This window comes from Pseudovibrio sp. Ad37 (assembly GCF_001623075.1).
Lineage (GTDB): Bacteria > Pseudomonadota > Alphaproteobacteria > Rhizobiales > Stappiaceae > Pseudovibrio.
Genome location: NZ_LMCF01000007.1, coordinates 34,421 through 53,856 on the forward strand (window position 1 = coordinate 34,421; position 19,436 = coordinate 53,856).

15 protein-coding genes are annotated in these 19,436 nt (G+C 50.1%); 7 read left to right on the plus strand and 8 right to left on the minus strand.

Annotated elements, in window-relative coordinates; all coding sequences use genetic code 11:
* The first annotated feature begins 32 nt into the window (after nucleotides 1-32).
* Nucleotides 33-581, plus strand: coding sequence for an SH3 domain-containing protein (locus PsAD37_RS01525; protein ID WP_063294639.1), 549 nt, complete (start codon nucleotides 33-35; stop codon nucleotides 579-581).
* A gap of 83 nt (nucleotides 582-664) precedes the next feature.
* On the opposite strand, the gene fabI is transcribed toward PsAD37_RS01525, so the two are convergent.
* The 3 genes from fabI to fabA all read right to left on the minus strand — a co-directional run bounded on the left by fabI (nucleotide 665) and on the right by fabA (nucleotide 3,376).
* On the minus strand, nucleotides 665-1,492 hold the full coding sequence (fabI, locus tag PsAD37_RS01530; RefSeq protein WP_063294640.1) for an enoyl-ACP reductase FabI: 828 nt from the start codon (nucleotides 1,490-1,492) through the stop codon (nucleotides 665-667).
* Between the two features lie 56 nt (nucleotides 1,493-1,548).
* Complete coding sequence (fabB, locus tag PsAD37_RS01535; RefSeq protein WP_063286233.1) at nucleotides 1,549-2,766, minus strand: beta-ketoacyl-ACP synthase I; 1,218 nt, start codon at nucleotides 2,764-2,766, stop codon at nucleotides 1,549-1,551.
* Between the two features lie 94 nt (nucleotides 2,767-2,860).
* Nucleotides 2,861-3,376: a 3-hydroxyacyl-[acyl-carrier-protein] dehydratase FabA gene (gene fabA, locus PsAD37_RS01540; RefSeq protein ID WP_057463202.1), complete on the minus strand. Its 516-nt coding sequence runs from the start codon at nucleotides 3,374-3,376 to the stop codon at nucleotides 2,861-2,863.
* Between the two features lie 373 nt (nucleotides 3,377-3,749).
* On the opposite strand from fabA, the gene irrA reads away from it, so the two are divergent.
* The gene (irrA, locus tag PsAD37_RS01545; protein ID WP_057463201.1) at nucleotides 3,750-4,181 is read left to right on the plus strand and encodes an iron response transcriptional regulator IrrA; all 432 of its coding nucleotides are present in this window, start codon (nucleotides 3,750-3,752) and stop codon (nucleotides 4,179-4,181) included.
* Nucleotides 4,182-4,197: 16 nt separating this feature from the next.
* Here the strand turns inward: irrA and nth are convergent, their stop codons facing one another.
* Nucleotides 4,198-4,917, minus strand: a complete 720-nt coding sequence (nth, locus tag PsAD37_RS01550) for an endonuclease III (protein ID WP_063294641.1) — start codon at nucleotides 4,915-4,917, stop codon at nucleotides 4,198-4,200.
* A 100-nt stretch (nucleotides 4,918-5,017) separates the two neighbouring features.
* Here nth and PsAD37_RS01555 point away from each other — a divergent pair, with 100 nt between their 5' ends.
* Entirely contained in the window at nucleotides 5,018-5,527 is a 510-nt protein-coding gene (locus PsAD37_RS01555) for a DUF2244 domain-containing protein (RefSeq protein WP_208985905.1), read from the plus strand.
* Nucleotides 5,528-5,634: 107 nt separating this feature from the next.
* Nucleotides 5,635-6,546, plus strand: a complete 912-nt coding sequence (locus PsAD37_RS01560; protein ID WP_063291214.1) for a bifunctional helix-turn-helix domain-containing protein/methylated-DNA--[protein]-cysteine S-methyltransferase — start codon at nucleotides 5,635-5,637, stop codon at nucleotides 6,544-6,546.
* Between the two features lie 80 nt (nucleotides 6,547-6,626).
* On the opposite strand, the gene trpB is transcribed toward PsAD37_RS01560, so the two are convergent.
* Nucleotides 6,627-7,841, minus strand: a complete 1,215-nt coding sequence (gene trpB / locus PsAD37_RS01565) for a tryptophan synthase subunit beta (RefSeq protein WP_063294642.1) — start codon at nucleotides 7,839-7,841, stop codon at nucleotides 6,627-6,629.
* Nucleotides 7,842-7,856: 15 nt separating this feature from the next.
* Entirely contained in the window at nucleotides 7,857-8,573 is a 717-nt protein-coding gene (locus tag PsAD37_RS01570) for a phosphoribosylanthranilate isomerase (RefSeq protein WP_063294643.1), read from the minus strand.
* 41 nt (nucleotides 8,574-8,614) lie between these two features.
* Between PsAD37_RS01570 and PsAD37_RS01575 the strand changes: the two genes are divergently transcribed.
* Entirely contained in the window at nucleotides 8,615-8,962 is a 348-nt protein-coding gene (locus PsAD37_RS01575; RefSeq protein ID WP_208991627.1) for an SH3 domain-containing protein, read from the plus strand.
* A 60-nt stretch (nucleotides 8,963-9,022) separates the two neighbouring features.
* Here PsAD37_RS01575 and PsAD37_RS01580 read toward each other — a convergent pair whose 3' ends face one another.
* Both PsAD37_RS01580 and PsAD37_RS01585 read right to left on the minus strand, forming a co-directional pair.
* The gene (locus PsAD37_RS01580; protein WP_063294644.1) at nucleotides 9,023-12,577 is read right to left on the minus strand and encodes a hypothetical protein; all 3,555 of its coding nucleotides are present in this window, start codon (nucleotides 12,575-12,577) and stop codon (nucleotides 9,023-9,025) included.
* Between the two features lie 251 nt (nucleotides 12,578-12,828).
* Nucleotides 12,829-15,111: an NADP-dependent malic enzyme gene (locus PsAD37_RS01585; RefSeq protein ID WP_063294645.1), complete on the minus strand. Its 2,283-nt coding sequence runs from the start codon at nucleotides 15,109-15,111 to the stop codon at nucleotides 12,829-12,831.
* Between the two features lie 140 nt (nucleotides 15,112-15,251).
* Between PsAD37_RS01585 and mutS the strand changes: the two genes are divergently transcribed.
* Both mutS and PsAD37_RS27375 read left to right on the plus strand, forming a co-directional pair.
* Nucleotides 15,252-17,990 (plus strand): DNA mismatch repair protein MutS, encoded by a 2,739-nt coding sequence (gene mutS, locus PsAD37_RS01590; RefSeq protein WP_063294646.1) that lies wholly within the window; start codon nucleotides 15,252-15,254, stop codon nucleotides 17,988-17,990.
* A gap of 746 nt (nucleotides 17,991-18,736) precedes the next feature.
* Nucleotides 18,737-19,436, plus strand: a 700-nt coding sequence (locus PsAD37_RS27375; protein ID WP_153039659.1) for a helix-turn-helix domain-containing protein, incomplete at its 3' end; no start/stop codon positions are given.

A 19,436-nucleotide genomic window follows, 5' to 3' on the forward strand; every position in this document is an offset into this window, starting at 1 on the left:
CGGATTAGCCTACGGGAAGTTTTGGTATCACTATGAAAAATAAAAGCTTTCGTACTCTTAGTGCCCTTGCAGCTGCTTTTCTATTATTCCTTTTTGTTTCCCCATTCGTAATCACCGCTCAGGCCCAATCTGCGGGTTCTGGTGTATCAGGTCTCCCAGTTCCACGTTTTGTCAGCCTTAAATCTGATAGAGTGAACGTTCGCAAAGGTCCAAGCAGAAACCACGACATTGGTTGGACTTTCGTTCGCAGCAGGCTGCCGGTTGAAGTCATTCAGGAATATGACGACTGGCGCCGCATTCGCGATTGGGAAGGCAAAGACGGCTGGGTTTTCAAAACCTTGCTGACTGGCTACCGCTCTGCACTGGTAACGCCTTGGCTGGGAAATACCGTTGAAACCACCCCTCTCCGCAAGCGGCCTGGCCCGAATGAAGAGATCATCGCGTTTCTTGAGCCTTTGGTTCTTGCTGGTGTTGTTGAGTGCACGGATGGTTACTGCCGCGTTTCCGGCAAAGATTTTGAAGGTTGGATTGATCAGAGCAGATTGTTTGGCGTTTATAAAAACGAGACAATCAATAATTGATCTCAGTTCCAACAACAGTTTAACGAAAAGCCTCTGAGGAAACTTGGAGGCTTTTTGCTATTCACCTGAACAATCAAAGAAATCTAGACAGTTTCCTTTTCTCGCATCAACTTGTCGGCAGTCTTCAACTCTTTCATGCGTGGCATAGAAACGATGTTGTAACCAGAATCCACAAAGTGAACCTCACCTGTCACTCCACCAGATAACTCTGAGAGAAGGTAGAGACCAGAACCACCAAGCTGTTCGGTTGTAACAGTCTGCTTCAGCGGAGAGTTTGCCTGCTGGAAGTTGAACATCAAGCGAGCGTCAGAGATACCTGCGCCAGCCAGTGTGCGAACAGGCCCTGCAGATATCGCGTTCACGCGGATACCCTGCTCGCCAAAGTCCATAGCTAGATAGCGCACAGATGCCTCCAGTGCGGCCTTGGCAACGCCCATGACGTTATAGTTTGGCATCACGCTGGTCGCGCCACCATAGGTCAACGTCAGAATGGAACCACCGTTCGGCATCAAGTCAGCCGCTCGCTTTGCAATCTCTGTGAAGGAGAAACAGGAGATCTGCATGGTGCGGGCAAAATTATCGCGGGTAGTGTCTGCATAACGGCCACGCAGCTCAGATTTGTCTGAAAACGCGATCGCGTGCACGAGGAAATCGATGGAGCCCCATTTTTCCTGGAGCTGAGAGAAAGCCTTGTCCACACTATCAATGTCTTCCACATCGCATGGAAGAAGCATGTCGCAGCCAACACTGTCTGCCAGTGGTTTTACGCGTCGGGCGAAGGCGTCACCTTGATAGGTAAACGCCATTTCTGCACCCTGTTCAGCAAGAGTTTTGGCTATGCTCCAGGCAATGCTGTGGTCATTGGCAACGCCCATAATCAGACCACGCTTGCCTTGCATAAGCTTGCTCATAGAGAACTCCTTTAATCAAAAAGCTAAAGGAGCTGAGCAAGCTCAGGACCTCAAACTCAGTCTTTGTATCGCTTAAACACGACGGTCGCGTTGGTGCCGCCAAATCCAAAGCCGTTTGAAAGAACGCAATTCAATTCTGCATTATCTACGCGTTCTCTTACGATTGGCATATCCTCAAAATCCGGATCTAATTCTTCAATATGAGCAGAAGCCGCAATGAAATTGCCTTCCATCATAAGCAAAGAGTAGATCGCTTCATGAACGCCGGCAGCACCCAAAGAGTGACCAGAAAGCGCTTTAGTCGCAGAAATTGGCGGAACCTTGTCACCGAACACGGCGCGGATCGCTTCAATCTCTTTGATGTCACCAACAGGCGTAGAGGTTGCATGTGGATTGATGTAGTCAATGTCACAATCAACGTCTTTAAGCGCAATCTTCATGCAGCGAGCTGCGCCTTCACCACTTGGTGCAACCATGTCGTGACCATCAGAAGTCTGACCGTAACCCACGATTTCTGCGTAGATTTTTGCGCCACGTGCTTTTGCATGCTCAAGTTCTTCAAGAACCAGCACACCGCCGCCGCCAGCAATAACAAAGCCATCACGGTTCTTGTCATATGGACGAGAAGCCGTAGAAGGAGTGTCATTGTACTTGGAAGACATTGCGCCCATAGCATCGAACAGGTTGGAGAGTGTCCAGTCCAGTTCTTCGCCACCGCCCGCAAATACCACGTCTTGTTTACCCCATTGGATCAGCTCATAGGCATTACCAATACAGATATTGGTTGTCGCACAAGCTGCGGAAATGGAGTAGTTGACGCCGTGAATTTTAAATGGTGTTGCAAGCGTTGCTGAGTTCGTAGAGCTCATTGCTTTCGGAACAGCGGTCGGCCCGATGCGGCGTGGGCCTTTTTCACGGGTGATATCCGCAGCTTCAACGATCGCTTTGGTGGATGGTCCACCAGAACCCATGATCAGGCCAGTGCGGTCATTGGTAACCAGATCTTCGGAAAGGCCAGCATCTTCAATGGCCTGCTCCATGGCAATGTAGTTCCATGCAGCACCTTCACCCATAAAGCGAGAAGTACGACGGCCAAGTTTTTCCAATGGATCCAGGGTAGGTGCGCCATGAACCTGACAACGGAAGCCGAGCTTCTCGTAGTCTTCAGCTGCAACAATACCGGATTTACCTTCGTAAAGGCTTGCTTTCACTTCCTCAGCATTGTTGCCAAGAGGTGAAACAATACCCATACCAGTAACAACCACACGCCTCATCTAAGGTCTCCCGTGGGTTAAGTGGTCCGTTCGGACCAAATTCTAAAAAAGGGTTCATCATTCCACATGACAAACCCTCGCATAATTTGATTACTTATTTTGCTTCGTCTTGAAACAGACCAACACGCAGGTCTTTCGCAACAAAAATAGTCTCGCCGTCAGCTTTTACCCAGCCATCAGCAATTGCCAGTTTCAGGCGGGAGCGCATAACGCGCTTCATATCAACACCGAATTCCAGCATTTTTACGTCAGGAGTAACCTGACCTGTGAATTTAACTTCACCGGTAGAAAGTGCACGACCACGACCTGGCTCGCCGAGCCAGCCAAGATAGAAGCCAGTCATCTGCCACAGAGCGTCCAAACCGAGACAGCCAGGCATAACAGGATCGCCCTGGAAGTGACATTCGAAGAACCAGAGATCTGGATTAATGTCGAATTCAGAACGAATTACGCCTTTGCCGTACTCGCCGCCTTCCTCAGAAATTTCGGTGACGCGATCAAACATCAGCATAGGAGGAAGTGGCAGCTGTGCATTGCCTTGGCCAAACAGCTCACCGCGACCACAGGCCAGCAGAGCTTCTTTATCGTAGCTTGAACGCTTCTCGTGCATTCTATTCCCGCATAATTTGTCGTTTGTTTGAGGCCAGAAAAACGTAGGGTTCACCTTACCTAAACGTAACGATGGTTCTAAGTATTAACTGTTCGGGCCTTCCTAGCACACGAGCCCGAATATCGAAAGAGCGATGTATGTGAGTTTGCGTGTGCTCAATGTACGCAGTTGTGTTAAACTTATACTATTCTTATTATTGTTATAAGCAGTCCGGTTAATCCTGCTTGGTTTTAGCTTGATGTATCAAGGGTTATGCTCCCTTATATTGAGAGGGCTTGGGTGCAGGTCAATAGGTTGCTTTTAATCTAATGCTGGTAGAATTGGTGCGTAGGTGTTAAAACATCAGCACCCTAAAGAACTAAAGTAGGAAAAAATGAGCTCGCAGATTGCTAACGAACATCAAGATGTAACAGGGATGCTAAGAGACGCAGGTCTGCGCCCTACACGTCAGCGCGTAGCACTGGCTGAGCTTCTTTATTCTCAGGGTAATCGCCACATCTCGGCGGAAGTCCTTCACGAAGAAGCTATCCTTGCGAATGTGCCCGTCTCTCTGGCGACAGTTTACAACACACTTCATCAGTTCACTGAAGTTGGTTTGCTGCGTGAAGTTGCTGTTGAAGGAACAAAGACTTACTTCGACACCAACACTTCTGAGCATCACCATTTCTTCCTGGAAGATGAGAACCGTGTAATCGATATTCCAGACAGTGGCCTGACATTAGACAACTTGCCAGTCCCACCTGAAGGAATGGAAATTTCCCGCGTGGAAGTGGTTGTTCGTCTCCGTAAAAAGCAGATGCATTAAGAGCCTCTGCTTTTTCTCAGGCAACTTCTTTCAAGACTTTCTCTTTGCTTTTGCAAAGATCATAGATGATGCAGCGATCGCACGCGGGCTTGCGCGCCTTACAGATGTAACGGCCATGTAGGATCAGCCAGTGGTGTGCGTGTTGCATAAAGTCTTGCGGAATTATCTTTTCCAGTTTCAACTCAACATCCAGCGGTGTTTTGCCGGGGGCAAGCCCTAACCTGTTTGCAATCCTGAAGAGATGCGTGTCTACCGCAATCGTAGGCTGCCCAAAAGCAATATTCAGTACCACATTTGCTGTTTTACGGCCAACACCCGGCAAAGCTTCCAATTCTTCACGGGTTTGCGGAACCTGCCCACCATGATGCTCAATCAGCATTTGTGAGAGCAAAAACGTGTTCTTTGCTTTGTTTTTATAGAGCCCGATTGTGCGGATCTCTTCACGGATCTTATCTTCTCCAAGAGCAACCATCTTCTCTGGCGTATCTGCAATCTGGAAGAGATGTTTCGTTGCTTTGTTCACCCCGGCATCTGTTGCTTGAGCGGAAAGCACAACAGCAACCAGCAGCGTGAACTCGTTGGAATGATTAAGTTCCCCTTCCGGTTCTGGATTGTCTTTTTCAAATGCCGCAAAGATTTCGTAGATCTCGGCTTTAGAATACCTTGATCTGGAAACCGGCTTTTTGCGTGTACTTGAAGAAGATGCAACCTTCTTTGTTTTGGTAGCGTCAACCATAGGACTCTCGAAGGAAATAAGTGACTTTGCGTAGGCTATGAAAGCTCTATACTCTTAAGCGATAAAGAGTAGCAATGAAACAGAGTGCGAAATAGCACCAATGCCCCATGATCTTCAAAAGCGGGAGCCTTATCCCCCTTTCTTTCAGGCTGTTCTAACCCCGCATCGCTCACTGTCCCGCCGAGGCGTGAACATCGTTCTTTGGTGCGCTGGCTTGATTGCTGGCTTTTATTCGCTCGTGCTTGTTCTGATGGGATTATGGCCCGCACCTATCCTGCTATCATTACCTGTTCTCTTTCTCTGGCTCGCGTTCAGGCACAACTTTGCGACGGCCGAAACCTATGAGGAAATCAGCGTTTCCCCGCTTGAGGTTAGATTGAAACACGTCACGTACAAAGGCGACGTACAGGAGTATGTGCTCAATCCGTTTCACATGAAACTCCAAATCGAACGGGATGATGATGTTGGAGTTACGCGCATTTTGGTGCGTTCTGATCAACTTTTCCTCATTGTTGGTGCGTTTTTGAACCCGGATGACCGGACAAGTTTCGCCTCTGCGTTTTCTCAGGCAATCCACTCCGCACGCAATCGTGGGTTTGATCACGCCTAAGCCTGAGATACTCTGTTCCCATGTACTCGCGTTTCGGGTGGCTCTCAGGCTGAGGATCATTTAGATTCCACTCAATGAGTAACGAAATCTAAGAGCCGTGAATCAAGATGTTTAATGCAGCCAATCTCGCAAATGGCACGTTTGTAGAAGACAGTTCTGCTCTTGAGGACTATCGCGTTGTCCAGAAAACTCTTCAAGGCATCTCCGAGAATTGGAGGGAACAACCCTCCCTTGAAGAGCTTGCCTACAGCGTCGGCCTTCAGCCAATTCAGCTTCAACGGGTGTTTTCAAGATGGGCAGGCATTACACCCAAGCAATTCTTGCAAGCCATCACCATCGATCACGCACGCGCTCTTTTGCAAGATTCTGCCAGTATTCTGGAAGCCTCGCTCGAAGTTGGCCTCTCAGGCCCTGCCCGTTTGCATGACTTGTTTGTGACCCATGAGGCGATGACGCCTGGCGACTACAAACGGCGTGGTGCAGGCGTAAAAATCAGTTGGGGCTTTCATCCCTGCCCGTTTGGGATCGTCCTGCTGATGGTAACAGAGCGTGGTCTGGCAGGTCTTGCTTTTGCCGATGCCGGCGAAGAGGCAAAAGCACTTACTGACATGAGCGAACGCTGGCCAGCTGCTGAGTTTGAAGAGAACCAGCAACTCACCGCTCCTTACGTCTCCCGCATCTTCGAACCAAATAAGTGGAAGGAAGATCAGCCGCTTCGTGTTGTCTTCATTGGTACGGACTTTGAAATCCGCGTGTGGCAAACACTTCTGAAAATTCCTTTAGGCAAGGCTACCACATATTCGGAGATCGCGAATAACCTCGGCAATCCCAAAGCCTCACGTGCTGTTGGAACAGCCGTTGGAAAGAACCCGCTGTCCTTCGTCGTTCCGTGTCACCGCGTCCTCGGGGCAAAGGGTAATATGTGTGGTTACCATTGGGGCATCACTCGTAAACGCGCCATTTTGGGCTGGGAAGCTGGCGTTTCCGGCGTTCTGGATGGCATTGCTGCCACGGGCTAATCGTTTCACGTCCGATTCAATCTCAGGCAACAAAAAAGGCGAGCACAAGGCCCGCCTTTTTCATTTGAAAACCAAATGATTTACAGGTCAAATCCAAGGATCTTGCCAACGGTAAAGACGTCTTTATCACCACGACCACAAAGGTTCATGACGATGACTTGGTCTTTATCCATCTTCGGCGCCATCTTAATAACCTGCGCAAGCGCATGGCTTGGCTCCAGAGCCGGAATGATGCCTTCAACACGGGTCAGCATTTGGAATGCATCCAAAGCTTCCTTATCGGTTGCAGGCACGTAGTTTACACGGCCCGTATCCTTCAACCAGGAGTGTTCTGGGCCAATACCAGGATAGTCCAGACCAGCAGAAACGGAATGTCCTTCAAGGATCTGTCCGTCATCATCCTGCAGCAGATAAGTGCGGTTGCCATGCAAAACACCCGGCTTACCTGCATTGAGTGACGCGCAGTGCTCTTCACCCTGAAGGCCTTTACCACCAGCTTCAACACCGTAAATCTCAACGGATGGATCGTCAAGGAACGGGTGGAACAAGCCAATCGCATTGGAGCCACCACCAACAGCAGCAACGAGAGCATCTGGCAGCTTGCCTTCTGCTTTCATCAGCTGTTCTTTGGTCTCTTCCCCAATCACAGACTGAAAATCACGAACCATCTCTGGGTATGGATGCGGGCCAGCAGCTGTACCAATCAGGTAATACGTTTCTTCCACGTTGGTCACCCAATCACGCAGCGCTTCATTCATCGCATCTTTAAGAGTACCAGCACCCGCTGTAACGGGAACAATTTCAGCACCCAGCAGTTTCATGCGGAACACGTTCGGCTTCTGACGCTCAACGTCGGTCGCACCCATGTAAACAACGCATGGCAAACCAAAGCGAGCACAAACTGTTGCTGTCGCAACACCATGCTGACCAGCGCCGGTTTCCGCAATGATGCGGGTTTTACCCATGCGCTTGGCAAGTAGGATCTGACCAATACAGTTATTGATCTTGTGAGATCCTGTATGGTTCAGCTCATCACGCTTAAAGTAAACCTTTGCACCACCCAGCTCTTCAGTCAGCCGTTCAGCGAAATAAAGTGCAGATGGGCGACCAGTGTAATGGGTGTTCAGGCTCTCAATTTCAGCAGCATAAGCAGGATCAGCCTTGGCGTCACTGTAAGCCTTTTCCAGATCCAGGATCAAAGGCATGAGCGTTTCAGCAACGAAACGACCCCCAAAATCACCAAAGTGGCCGCGATCATCCGGACCGGAACGCAATGTGTTGGCTTGCTGGTTCATTAACTCTTCCCAAATTCACTCGGCAACGCTGCGCACTTCATGCACAAAAGCCTCAATCAACTCGATGTCTTTAACGCCCTTCTCGCGTTCGACGCCGGAGGAAACATCGACATCGCTCACTCCAGAGATAGCCAATGCCTCTCGGACGTTTTCAGGGCTTAAGCCGCCAGAAAGCATGATAGGCTTTCCAAGTTCTAGGCCTTGTAGCAGTTTCCAGTCGAAGCTGACACCATTTCCTCCCGGAATATCGGAATTTTTTGGTGGCTTTGCATCAAGAAGAAATCGATCTACATGCGGAACATAGGGCGCAAGTGCCTCCACGTCTTCTGCAGATGAAATCCCGCAGGCTTTCATCACAGGTAGACCAAAAATCTCCCGAATTTCGGCACAGCGCTCAGGGCTTTCACTCCCGTGCAGCTGCAAAACATCTGGCGCGATGGTGTCGACAATTTCCTTAAGGCCTGCGTCATCCATATTCACAGTAAGCGCAACAATCTGCGTTTTGCCGCGCACATGATCTGCCAGCTCTTTGGCTTTAGCCATCGGAACATAACGCGGACTTTTCGGAAAAAAGACAAATCCGATCATATCGACTTGTTCTTTCGTAACCGCGTCTGCAGTTTCCTTTGTAGAGATGCCGCAGATTTTTATCATAGCGGAAGAGACCATATTTGCACCGTGTTCAAGCAATACCAGAATGACCGTTAGACCAAAATTATCGGGGTTTGTCACCCTGTTCTGGTCATTTATGGAACCTCAACTGGACGGGACCAATGAGAATATCTGGAGTTTATCGCGATCATCTGATGACCCTTGGTATATGTGGAGCACTCGTTGCTTTTGCAAGCAGCGCCCCAGCACAGACAGTCTACCAGCACCAGCCACAAGTGCCCGTCGGGTTTAATCAGGCATGCGCCGGCACGTATGCAGTTAAGCCATTGAAGTCAGGCGTGCTTAACCTCCGTACCGGCCCTGGAACCAATTACAACGTCATTGGCCGCGTCATTCCCAATCAAGCAATCAACATCGCCGACTGCAAAGGCAACTGGCTCGGCATCCGCGACGCCCAAACCTCCGAACAAATCGGCTGGGTCCACAAAGGCTACATGCAACGCGTCTAAGTGATGGAGTGAACCGTAGAATGCAATGCATTGGACTGTTCACTCCTTAAGCTACCAGAATTACAGCGCTACCTGTTTTTCAAAATGAATTACTGGCAAGCGTGTTCTAGAAGACTTGATATGGTTTAGGCAGTACTCAACCGGATCCATCTTCGTTGCTGCGGAGCTGGTGCTATTCACCAAATACCAATCCCCTTCTTCCACTTGACGGAACGCTACATAATGTCCGCCGATATTAATCACGAACCGATCTTCACCTGAGTTGACCACATGGCTAAGCAACTCGCGGGCAATATCCTCTTCCGCAGGTGTCTTCGTGTGCTCAATATAGGTAATTTGCGGATCCGGCAGGCCGAGCTTTTGCTGCTGCGCTTTCAACAACTCAAGCCCCACATCTGCAATGCTGCCTTTGTTGCTGATATCCTGAAGCGGATCAGTCTTGTAAAGTTTCTTATATTCTTCTGTCGCTACCTCACGAGCGAGCTTTTTCGGATTCTTCCTGTGTTCTCTCTGCAAAGTTTTTACGTCACGTTTAAGAACACCTGAAGCGTACCGAATGAACTCTTCATCGGTCTTGCTTTCATACGCTTTCAAATGGTTGACGAGGCTCGCATCCAACAAGTCATTTTTGTCCGTTGCTTGGAACCCGAGGCAGGCATTAATGGCATGCTTCAAACAGAACTGCCCTTCCTGAACCTCGCAGAAGAACTGTGGATCTTCGCCACTCGGTTTCTTACGAGCATCTACATTATTGCGGACGCCCGGTGCACGGTTGGTGTATTTAACCTGAATCTGGCGTTTTTCATCTGCAAGCATTTGCAATTCTGCCTTTGCACGGCCCAGTGTTTTCAGGATCTCGTCAATCTGGCCGGTCTGGCCCATTTGTGCCATTTCTTTCAGCTGCGCAATCGCGAGCCTTACAAAGCTTGCTTGCTCATCGAAGATCTTCAACTTTGCTGGATCTTTCACATACTTGCGCATTGCCGAAAGGTTGGAGACGAACTTCTCTGCGTCTTTCAAAGAAACTGTGGGGGCGGCATCAAGTCGGGCCTGTTTGGCTGCTTCTTGCCCTTGTTTGCGTTTAGCAAGTTCTTCGGCGTTTTGCGCTCTTGCACGATTGAGAATGTTATTTAACTGATCTCGGTGTTCCTCAAGAGACGCCATTACAACTGATAGCCCATCCAACTGATTGGCATTAATGCATCTTTTTGCTTCAGGCATTGCGAGTTCAAACAGAATCTTAATAGTTTGAAACTCAGTCTGCAGAATAGGGTCTGTGATCAGTAGTTCTTGTCGCAAGAAAACACTCTTGCTGGCGTCCAAAGATTCATATTGCTTCAGATAGTCTTCGTGCGATTTGCTAACTTGCATAACCTCAGGAGCACGGGTCTGTTTGTCTGGTTGTGCTCTCTGCTTTGCATAATCCTCAATGTTGGCGATTAAGCTTTCCAGCTCAGATAGCCTGCTTTCAGCGTCCTTGAGACGGTTTTCTTGTATTAAATGTTCTGTTTGGCTACTGAGCTGTTCCCATACCATTTGGTAGGTCAGGAACGTATTTTGAAGAGATTGATCAGGAAGCTGAGGGTTTCCTGCCATGGCCTTGTCGTAACGCCCAACAAGTTTTTGTAGCTGGCTCTGACAAGTGTTTAACGAAGCTTCTAGAACTGGATCAGGTTCTGATTGCCCTCCTTGCTCCTCTTCAGGCTGAGGAGTGGATGAGAGAGCATTTTGAACGCAATCTTCTAAATTTTGGACGACATTCTCAAAATCCTGCAGTCGTGTTTTTGCGTCCGCTGCATTGCCGCTGGCAATTAGTGCATCAATCTGACTCTCAAACTCATCAGAAATAACTTTGAATGTCAGGAATTCATCATGCTGAAACTCCTGCTGAAATTGAGGGTTCTGTGCCGCTGCACTCGCTCGGCGGGCGGCAAGTTGATCCAGCTGCCTCTTGCAATCTGCCAAGGCGGCTCTCTGCTCATCTTCAGTGGATTGCAAAGTTTCAGGCCCTGGTTCAACGATCTTTAGTTCTTCCTGATGATCCGAAGAAACCCCATCTTGGTTTTCAGGTGCTGAATGCGCAGACTCCAGAAATGCAATCATTGAATTGATTGCATCCTCACAAGTAGTGAGTTTGCCCCGTGCCTCCTGTAGTTTTCTATCCGCTACATACTGTAGCCCTTCGGTGATGTAAGCTTGAGCTGCACTGCTGTACTGAGCAAAGCTGTTGGCAAGAGCAACATCTTTAATCTCAGCCCCTGCCTTCAAAATTTCATTGAGGTTTGCTTGAGCCTCATCCAAAGATCTCATGCAGTCAGAAAGAGCTTTATTCAGCACATTTTGAGCTGCATTCTTCGAAGCGGAGTTTGGCCGCGACCGTCTTCCTGTCGGTTGATTAGTTGCTTGTTGTGTTGCAGCTTCCTTTGCGCTGACCACGCAATCTATCAATGCTTCAGTTAAGTTCTTAAGCGTCGCTAAATTGGCTGCAATAACTTCTTCAGAGGAACGACCATGACCTTCAATGAGATCCTCTGTCTCGGCTAGCAAGCTGATAGCAACTTGATAGTTCTTTTCAAAATCCCGTTTAAGAGCTTTGTCAGGAACTTCATTTGCCTGCTGGTAGTAGGCTTGAATTTCAAAACGTATCGACTTCAGTTGAATGCTAAAGCTTGGATCAGCTGGCACAAACTTGATGTAGCTCTCTGCTTTCTCAACCAGATTACTAAGGACTTTCAATTCTGCCTGACAGGAATGAAGTTCATGTCGTTTAAGCAAGCCCTCAATCTGCTTAATCTGCTCTTTTGCTTGCTTTGAAGAATCCGAGAACGCTTTTTGCTCCTGTGGGGATTTAATGGTTTTGCGCAGCCCCTTGGCTTCCGAAAGACGGGTATTAGCGTCTTTAATAGCCGTTTTAATATTTTCAGTTTCGCGAACAATCTGCTTCTGCATTTCAAGTACTTGCTGGACGCCTTGTAATTGCGCTTCCGCATCAAAAAGCCTCTGATCAGCGCCCGCCGTATCTCCGCTTTTTACTAGGTTGGTGACGTATGTCATTGTTGAAGCTGCTTGCTTGAAGAGTTGATCGAACAAGGTTTTTTGATCTTTTGAAACGAGTATTTTCCGCTCCGCCTTGTATCCTTTCAACTTTGCTGAAAATTCTGTTGCACGTTGTTGCAGAGCTTTAAGTGGATCAACGTGCGGTGCTGTGCTTTCAGCGGTTTGCTTGCCATCGATGCCATTTTTCTGCGGCTCGGAAGCCCGACTCTTCCCTACTAAAATTCCGACACCATCAACGAGTGCTGCGATGTCATCCAGTGTGCTATCCGCATCAAGAAAATCGCCAGTTTGCAATAGATAGTCTGCATTCTTCATGCGGCTTTGAGTTTGCTCGCAAAGACTATCAAACGTTAGCGTCTGAGCATCTGTTTGGAGAGTGGATTTTAGCGCCTTGTAGCTCTTGAGTTTTGCTTTGTATTGGGCAGCACGATTTTTGCAATGAGCTGCAATCGAGGCAGGTGTTGGGTCGCCGTCATATGCATCAAACGGCCATGAGTTTTGCTTATAAACCTTCTGCGCCCATTGGTACTCAGTAACTTCGAGCGTACCCTTAACCATAGATCGACTCCCAACTTTCCCAAGCCCTTAAGGCTATCAATGTCGGGTCCAACAATATCTACAAACACGTACCCAATTCGCATGCATTTAGGTGGCAAGGTGAAGAGAGGTTTGAGGCTATGCTGCTATTTTTGAGAGATCTGTAATTAATATAATTTCTGCCAAATAGAAATGTAGTTCCATCAGACGCTTAGGGAATAAAAAAGCGCCGCAGAAGCGACGCTTTTCTTGGTCTCACAATTCCGTCAGGCCTAGGTGATGTTGTAAGCCGCAATGGCTGCCATATTGAAGATCTCACTATCCTTAGCACCCATCGGTACAATCTGAACCGGCTTGTCCATGCCAACCAGTAGTGGGCCAATAAGCGTTGATCCGCCAAGCTCTTCCAACAATTTTGTCGCGATGGAAGCGGAGTGGAACGCAGGCATAATAAGCACGTTTGCAGGTCCATTCAGACGGCAGAACGGATAAGCCGCCATCTTCTCCATGTTAAGTGCAATATCTGCACCCATCTCACCATCATACTCAAAGTCCACACGGCGACGATCAAGGATCTTGACGGCTTCCTGAAGCCGTTCAGTTCGCTCACCTTTCGGGTGACCAAACGTGGAGTACGCCAGCATAGCAACGCGTGGTTCAGAACCAAGACGGCGGGCAACATGCGCTGCTTCTTCCGCAATATCCGCCAGTTCCTCTGAGGTCGGCATGTCATGAACTGCCGTATCGGCCACAAGAACTGTTTTGCCGGGTGTCACCACAAGCGAAACGCCAATCACACGGTGCCCCGGTTTGGTATCGATGCAGCGGCTGACGGTTTCCAGTGCAACAGAATAGTTTCGTGTTGTTCCCGTTACAACGCCATCAGCATCACCGCGCGCAACCATAATGGACGCCCAGTAGTTACGGTCATTGTTGACGAGACGCTGACAATCACGTTGCAGATAGCCCTTACGTTGCAAGCGAGAGTACAGATATTCCGCGTAATCCGCATTGCGGGTGGATGAACGCGCACTTTCAAGGCGAATGCCCGGGCGGTTTACATCAATACCGGCAGATGTCGCATTGGCGCGGATCTCATCTTCACGGCCAACAAGGATCGCTTCGCCCAATCCTTGCGCAACAAAGGCGGAAGCTGCGCGAATAACCGCTGGCTCTTCCCCTTCCGCAAACACAATGCGCTTCGGGTTTTGACGTACTTTGGAGATGATCCGCTGCAAAGTGCCGGCAATCGGATCACGGCGACCCTGCAGCTGCGCAACATACGCATCCATGTCCACGATTGGGCGACGTGCCACACCGCTGTCCATCGCAGCCTGTGCAACTGCTTGAGGAATACGGGAAATCAGACGAGGATCAAACGGAACCGGAATGATGTATTCGGGACCGAAACGAGGACGGCTGCCACGATAAGCTGCTGCCACTTCATCAGGAACATCTTCACGAGCCAGCTCTGCAAGCGCTCGAGCGCACGCAACTTTCATCTCGTCATTGATGGTTGTTGCATGAACGTCCAGCGCACCGCGGAAGATATACGGGAACCCGAGAACGTTGTTCACCTGGTTTGGGTAATCAGAACGACCTGTTGCAACAATCGCATCCGGACGAACTTCCTTGGCTTCTTCTGGTGTAATCTCAGGATCCGGATTCGCCATCGCAAAGATAATTGGGTCCGGCGCCATGGTCTTCACCATGTCAGGCGTCAAAGCACCCTTCACGGAAACACCAAAGAACACATCAGCACCATCCAGCGCGTCCTCAAGAGTGCGCTTGTCAGTCTTTACAGCATGCGCACTCTTCCACTGGTTCATCCCAGCTTCACGCCCCTGATAAATCACACCTTTTGTATCGCAGAGAAGGACGTTCTCATGCGGAACACCCATCGCTTTAACAAGCTCGATACAAGCAATGCCAGCCGCGCCCGCGCCATTACAAACCACTTTCACATCTTTGATGTCGCGATCTGTCATATGAACCGCGTTGATCAAGCCCGCTGCTGCGATAATAGCTGTGCCGTGCTGATCATCATGGAACACCGGAATATCCATGATCTCACGAAGACGCTGCTCGATGATAAAGCAATCTGGCGCCTTGATATCTTCCAGGTTGATGCCACCGAAGGAAGGGCCGAGGTGCTTTACAGAGTCGATGAACTCCTCAACGTCGGCAGTGTCCACTTCAAGGTCAATGGAATCCACATCCGCAAAGCGCTTGAAGAGAACTGACTTGCCTTCCATCACCGGCTTGGAGGCCAATGCGCCAAGATTCCCGAGGCCAAGAATTGCAGTGCCGTTTGAGATAACCGCAACCATGTTGCCTTTGGTGGTGTAGTCGTAAGCCTTGCTTGCGTCTTCTGCAATTGCCAGCACAGGAACAGCAACGCCAGGAGAATAGGCCAGGCTCAGGTCGCGCTGAGTGGCCATTGGCTTGGTTGGCGAGATTTCAAGCTTGCCCGGTTTGCCTTCGTTATGGAAAGCTAACGCGTCTTGGTCAGTAAAGCTGACCTGCGAGCTTGCTGTTTTATCAGTGGTTGGCATGTGAAAAATTCCTCACCCTCAAGCGCAGTGTTCTTTTCAAATATCACTGGACGACATTATCCCCGTAAAATCTCGTTCTCAAGCTGTGAACTAAACTGACACGGGTGAAACACATAGAACCATTTGCTAGTGTCTGCGCCATGACTACAGCAGATATTGAAAAGCCTTCCCCAGCAAAAGGCCGCGTCACACCCATGATGGCGCAATATATTGAGATTAAGACGGCAAATCCGGACAGTCTCCTGTTCTACCGAATGGGTGATTTCTACGAGCTGTTTTTTGAAGATGCAGAAGTTGCATCTCAGTCTCTCGGAATTACGCTCACCAAACGTGGCAAGCATAATGGTGATGATATTCCCATGTGCGGCGTTCCCGTGCATGCAGCTGATGATTATCTGCAAAAACTGATCGGCCTTGGTCATCGTGTTTCCGTCTGTGAGCAGACTGAGAACCCGGCAGAAGCCAAAAAACGTGGCTCCAAATCTGTAGTTCGCCGCGATGTTGTGCGTTTGGTGACACCCGGCACCATCACGGAAGACCGCCTTCTGGATGCCAGACGAAACAACTTCCTTGCCTCGTTAGCGCGGGTCAAAGGCGGAAGTGCGGCTGACGGAAACCTCTACGGCCTCGCCTGGATTGATATGTCCACGGGTATGTTCCGTGTGGCTGAAAGTGATGACGTGCGCCTTGCTGCTGATTTGGCGCGCATTGATCCATCAGAACTGGTGCTTGCTGACGCACTTCTTCAGGAAACCGAATTGCGAGCGACAGTTGAAGGACTTGGCGCGGCCCTTTCTCCTGTACCCCGCACGTTCTTTGATGGCGCAAATGCTCAGGATCGTCTATCCACCTACTTCTCCGTGGGCACACTGGACGGTTTCGCCAACTACACCCGTGCTGAGTTGATCGCAGCCAGCGGCATTCTGGCCTACATCGACAAAACCCAGCTCGGCGAGCGCCCTCCTCTGGATCCGCCGGTTAAAGAAGCCGCTGCTGGCCAACTGCTGATTGATCCGGCAACCCGCGCCAACCTTGAGCTGACCCGAACCCTTTCCGGCGAGAGTCGTGGCAGCCTGCTGTCTGCCATCGATAAAACCGTGACCGGAGCTGGTTCTCGTCTGCTTGCTAGTCGTCTTTCAGGCCCCCTTACGGATCCGGAACAAATCCGCTATCGTCAGGATACCATTGCATTCTTTGCGTCCGACACCATGCAACGCGAGGATATTCGCTCGCTGCTGAAGTCCGCGCCGGATATGTCTCGTGCACTGTCGCGTCTTGCTGTGGATCGCGGTGGTCCGCGTGACTTGCAGTCCATCGCGTCTGCAATGAAGTCTGCGCGAGAAATCGCAGGTCTGCTGGCCTCTGGCGGTGCCTTCCCTCAGGAAGTTGGCTTTGCCGTTCAAAAGCTGGAACAAGCACCGCATGCGCTGGGTGAAAAGCTTAGCGTCGCAATTGCGGAAGAGCCGCCGCTTCTCAAGCGAGACGGTGGTTTCATTGCGCATAACTATCATCCAGACCTTGATGAGCTCAAAGCTCTTCGTGACCAAAGCCGAAAAGTCATCGCACAGATGCAGGCGGATCTGGCTGAAGAGCTTGGCATTCGCTCACTGAAGATCAAGCACAACAATGTGCTTGGCTGGTTCATGGAAGCGCCGACCGCGCAGTGTGATCCGATGAAGGATGATCCTGCCCGCTTTATCCATCGTCAGTCCATGGCTGGCGCCATGCGCTTCACGACCACTGAACTAGCTGATCTGGAAAGCAAAATCGCAAGTGCAGGTGAACGTGCCCTTGCGATTGAGCTGGAAATTTTCAGCGAGCTGACCAAAGCTGTTGTTGAAGCCGGTGGCCAGATCAAAGCAGCAGCTGAAGCTCTCGCAATTTTGGATGTTTCAACCTCTCTCGCGGTTTTGGCGGAAGCGGAAAACTACATCCGTCCAATCGTTGATGGTTCGCTCGCCTTCACAATTGAAGGTGGCCGTCACCCGGTGGTGGAGCAAGCTCTTCGCAAATCTGGCGAACCATTTGTGGCAAACAACGCCAACCTCGGCCCGCAGGAAAGCTATGAAAACGGCCAGATCTGGCTGATCACTGGTCCTAACATGGCCGGTAAATCAACCTTCCTGCGCCAAAATGCATTGATCGCTGTGCTCGCTCAAATGGGTAGTTTCGTTCCTGCAACGACTGCCCACATTGGCATCGTGGATCGCTTGTTCTCCCGTGTTGGTGCGGCTGATGACCTCGCCAGAGGCCGTTCAACCTTCATGGTTGAGATGGTGGAAACGGCTGCTATTCTCAATCAGGCAACGGCCCGCTCTCTGGTTATTCTTGATGAAATCGGACGCGGAACGGCGACTTTTGACGGTCTTTCCATCGCATGGGCTGCCATTGAGCATCTGCACGAAACCAACCGCTCTCGCTCGCTGTTTGCGACGCATTACCATGAAATCACAGCACTTTCGCAGCGCTTGGAGCGTCTCAACAACGCGACTGTGCGTGTGAAAGAGTGGAAAGGCGATGTTGTATTCCTTCACGAAATCGTCGAAGGCGCTGCTGATCGTTCCTATGGTATTCAGGTTGCAAAACTTGCTGGTCTGCCGAAGACTGTTGTCAGCCGCGCGCAAAAGATCCTGACTCAGCTGGAAGAGCAAGACACCAAAAAGCCTACTGAGACGCTTTTGGATGATCTGCCGCTCTTTGCATCCTTCTCGCAACCACTGGAAACCATTCCGGAGCCGGAAGAGCAAGAGGAAGTCTTTGTTTCCAATGAGCTTGTTGAACTTCTGGAGACCTTTGATCCTGATGATATGACACCTCGTCAGGCTCAGGAAGCGCTCTATGCTCTCAAGCAAAAGCACAAAGAGCTCAGCTCAAACTGAGTTGAGTACTGAAAGCGCAAACAGTTTTAACACCGCTGGAGATTTCCGGCGGTGTTTTCATGTGAAACCCGATAGTCGGGATGAGCAAGGCGGCAGGCAATACCTGCGCTATTTATTAGTAATGTTTCTTCGGCATCAGCTACACGCCTTGCCCAGGCTTTCTTTTAATGAACAACGTCGCCTCTTTTGCCTATAAGGCACGATAGCCGGTTTCCCGGAAAGACAGTGGCTTATCCAGACACGTTTCCATGCCCAAACAGTTCCTCCGTCTTTGACAAACACATCTGCAAAAGCAGGTTTTACTGCCGGTACATCTGCATCCGTCACCGCGTGATACCCTATAGTCCTGGGCCCTTCCCCTCAAACCATGCGGTCACGTTTGAAGTTCGGTTCACCGGACCACTGAAAGGTGCGTTACGTCTTCCAATAGCCCCGCCCAACCTACGACAAACTGACGGTCACTCCGCCAGCAGCCCGTTACGTAGGCATAGGTTCAGAGTATGGGAGGAATTCAGAAGGGGAATAAGTTTTTCTGCAACACCCCACCCCTCGGTGTCATCCCGGGCAGAGCGTAGCGGAGACCCGGGACCCATACTCCCCGTGTTAGAGATTGATTGAGTGCCTTAGTGGAAGATTGAGGCAAGGGGTTATGGATCCCGGCTCGGTGTGTACATACCGGAGACATAGGTTACAGGTGTTCGGAGAGATGGTTGACACATTAACATGGCATTCAGGGAGGGACCGGGATGCCTTGGAAAGAGTGTTCAACAATGAAACTTCGAGAAGAGTTTGTCCGACTTGCAGATCAGGACAATGCTAATCGGCGTGCCTTGTGTCGCCGGTTCGGTATCAGCCCACAAACAGGCTATAAATGGCTAAGGCGGTGGCGTGGGGGAGAAGACTTGAATGATCTCTCCCGCCGGCCCAGAACATCTCCTGGACGTTCACCACAGGAGGTGGAGCAGAGGATTTTATCAGTGCGTGATACTTACCCGGCTTGGGGTGCTCGAAAGATCCGCGCTTATCTGCAGCATAAAGGCATTACAGTTCCAGCAAGCTCCACGGTGCACGCCATTTTACAGCGCCATGACCGTATTGAACCGAAATCAACCCCAAGGTCCCCGGATTGGCAGCGATTTGAAGCTCCTCTTCCTAATCAACTCTGGCAAATGGATTTTAAAGGTTGGATCAGGCTGGAAGATAACACTCGTTGCCATCCTCTCACGGTTGTCGACGACCACTCCCGGTTTGCGACCTGCCTTAAGGCTTGCCCAGACCAACGCACCAATACAGTTAAAACGGCTTTAGAAGAGAGCTTTAAGCTCTACGGCTTGCCGAGAGCCTTTCTGGTTGACAACGGTTCCCCATGGGGGACTGCTCTTACCGATCAGCGTTGGACACCATTGCGGATCTGGTTGGCTCATCTTGGTGTCCGCCTGATCCATG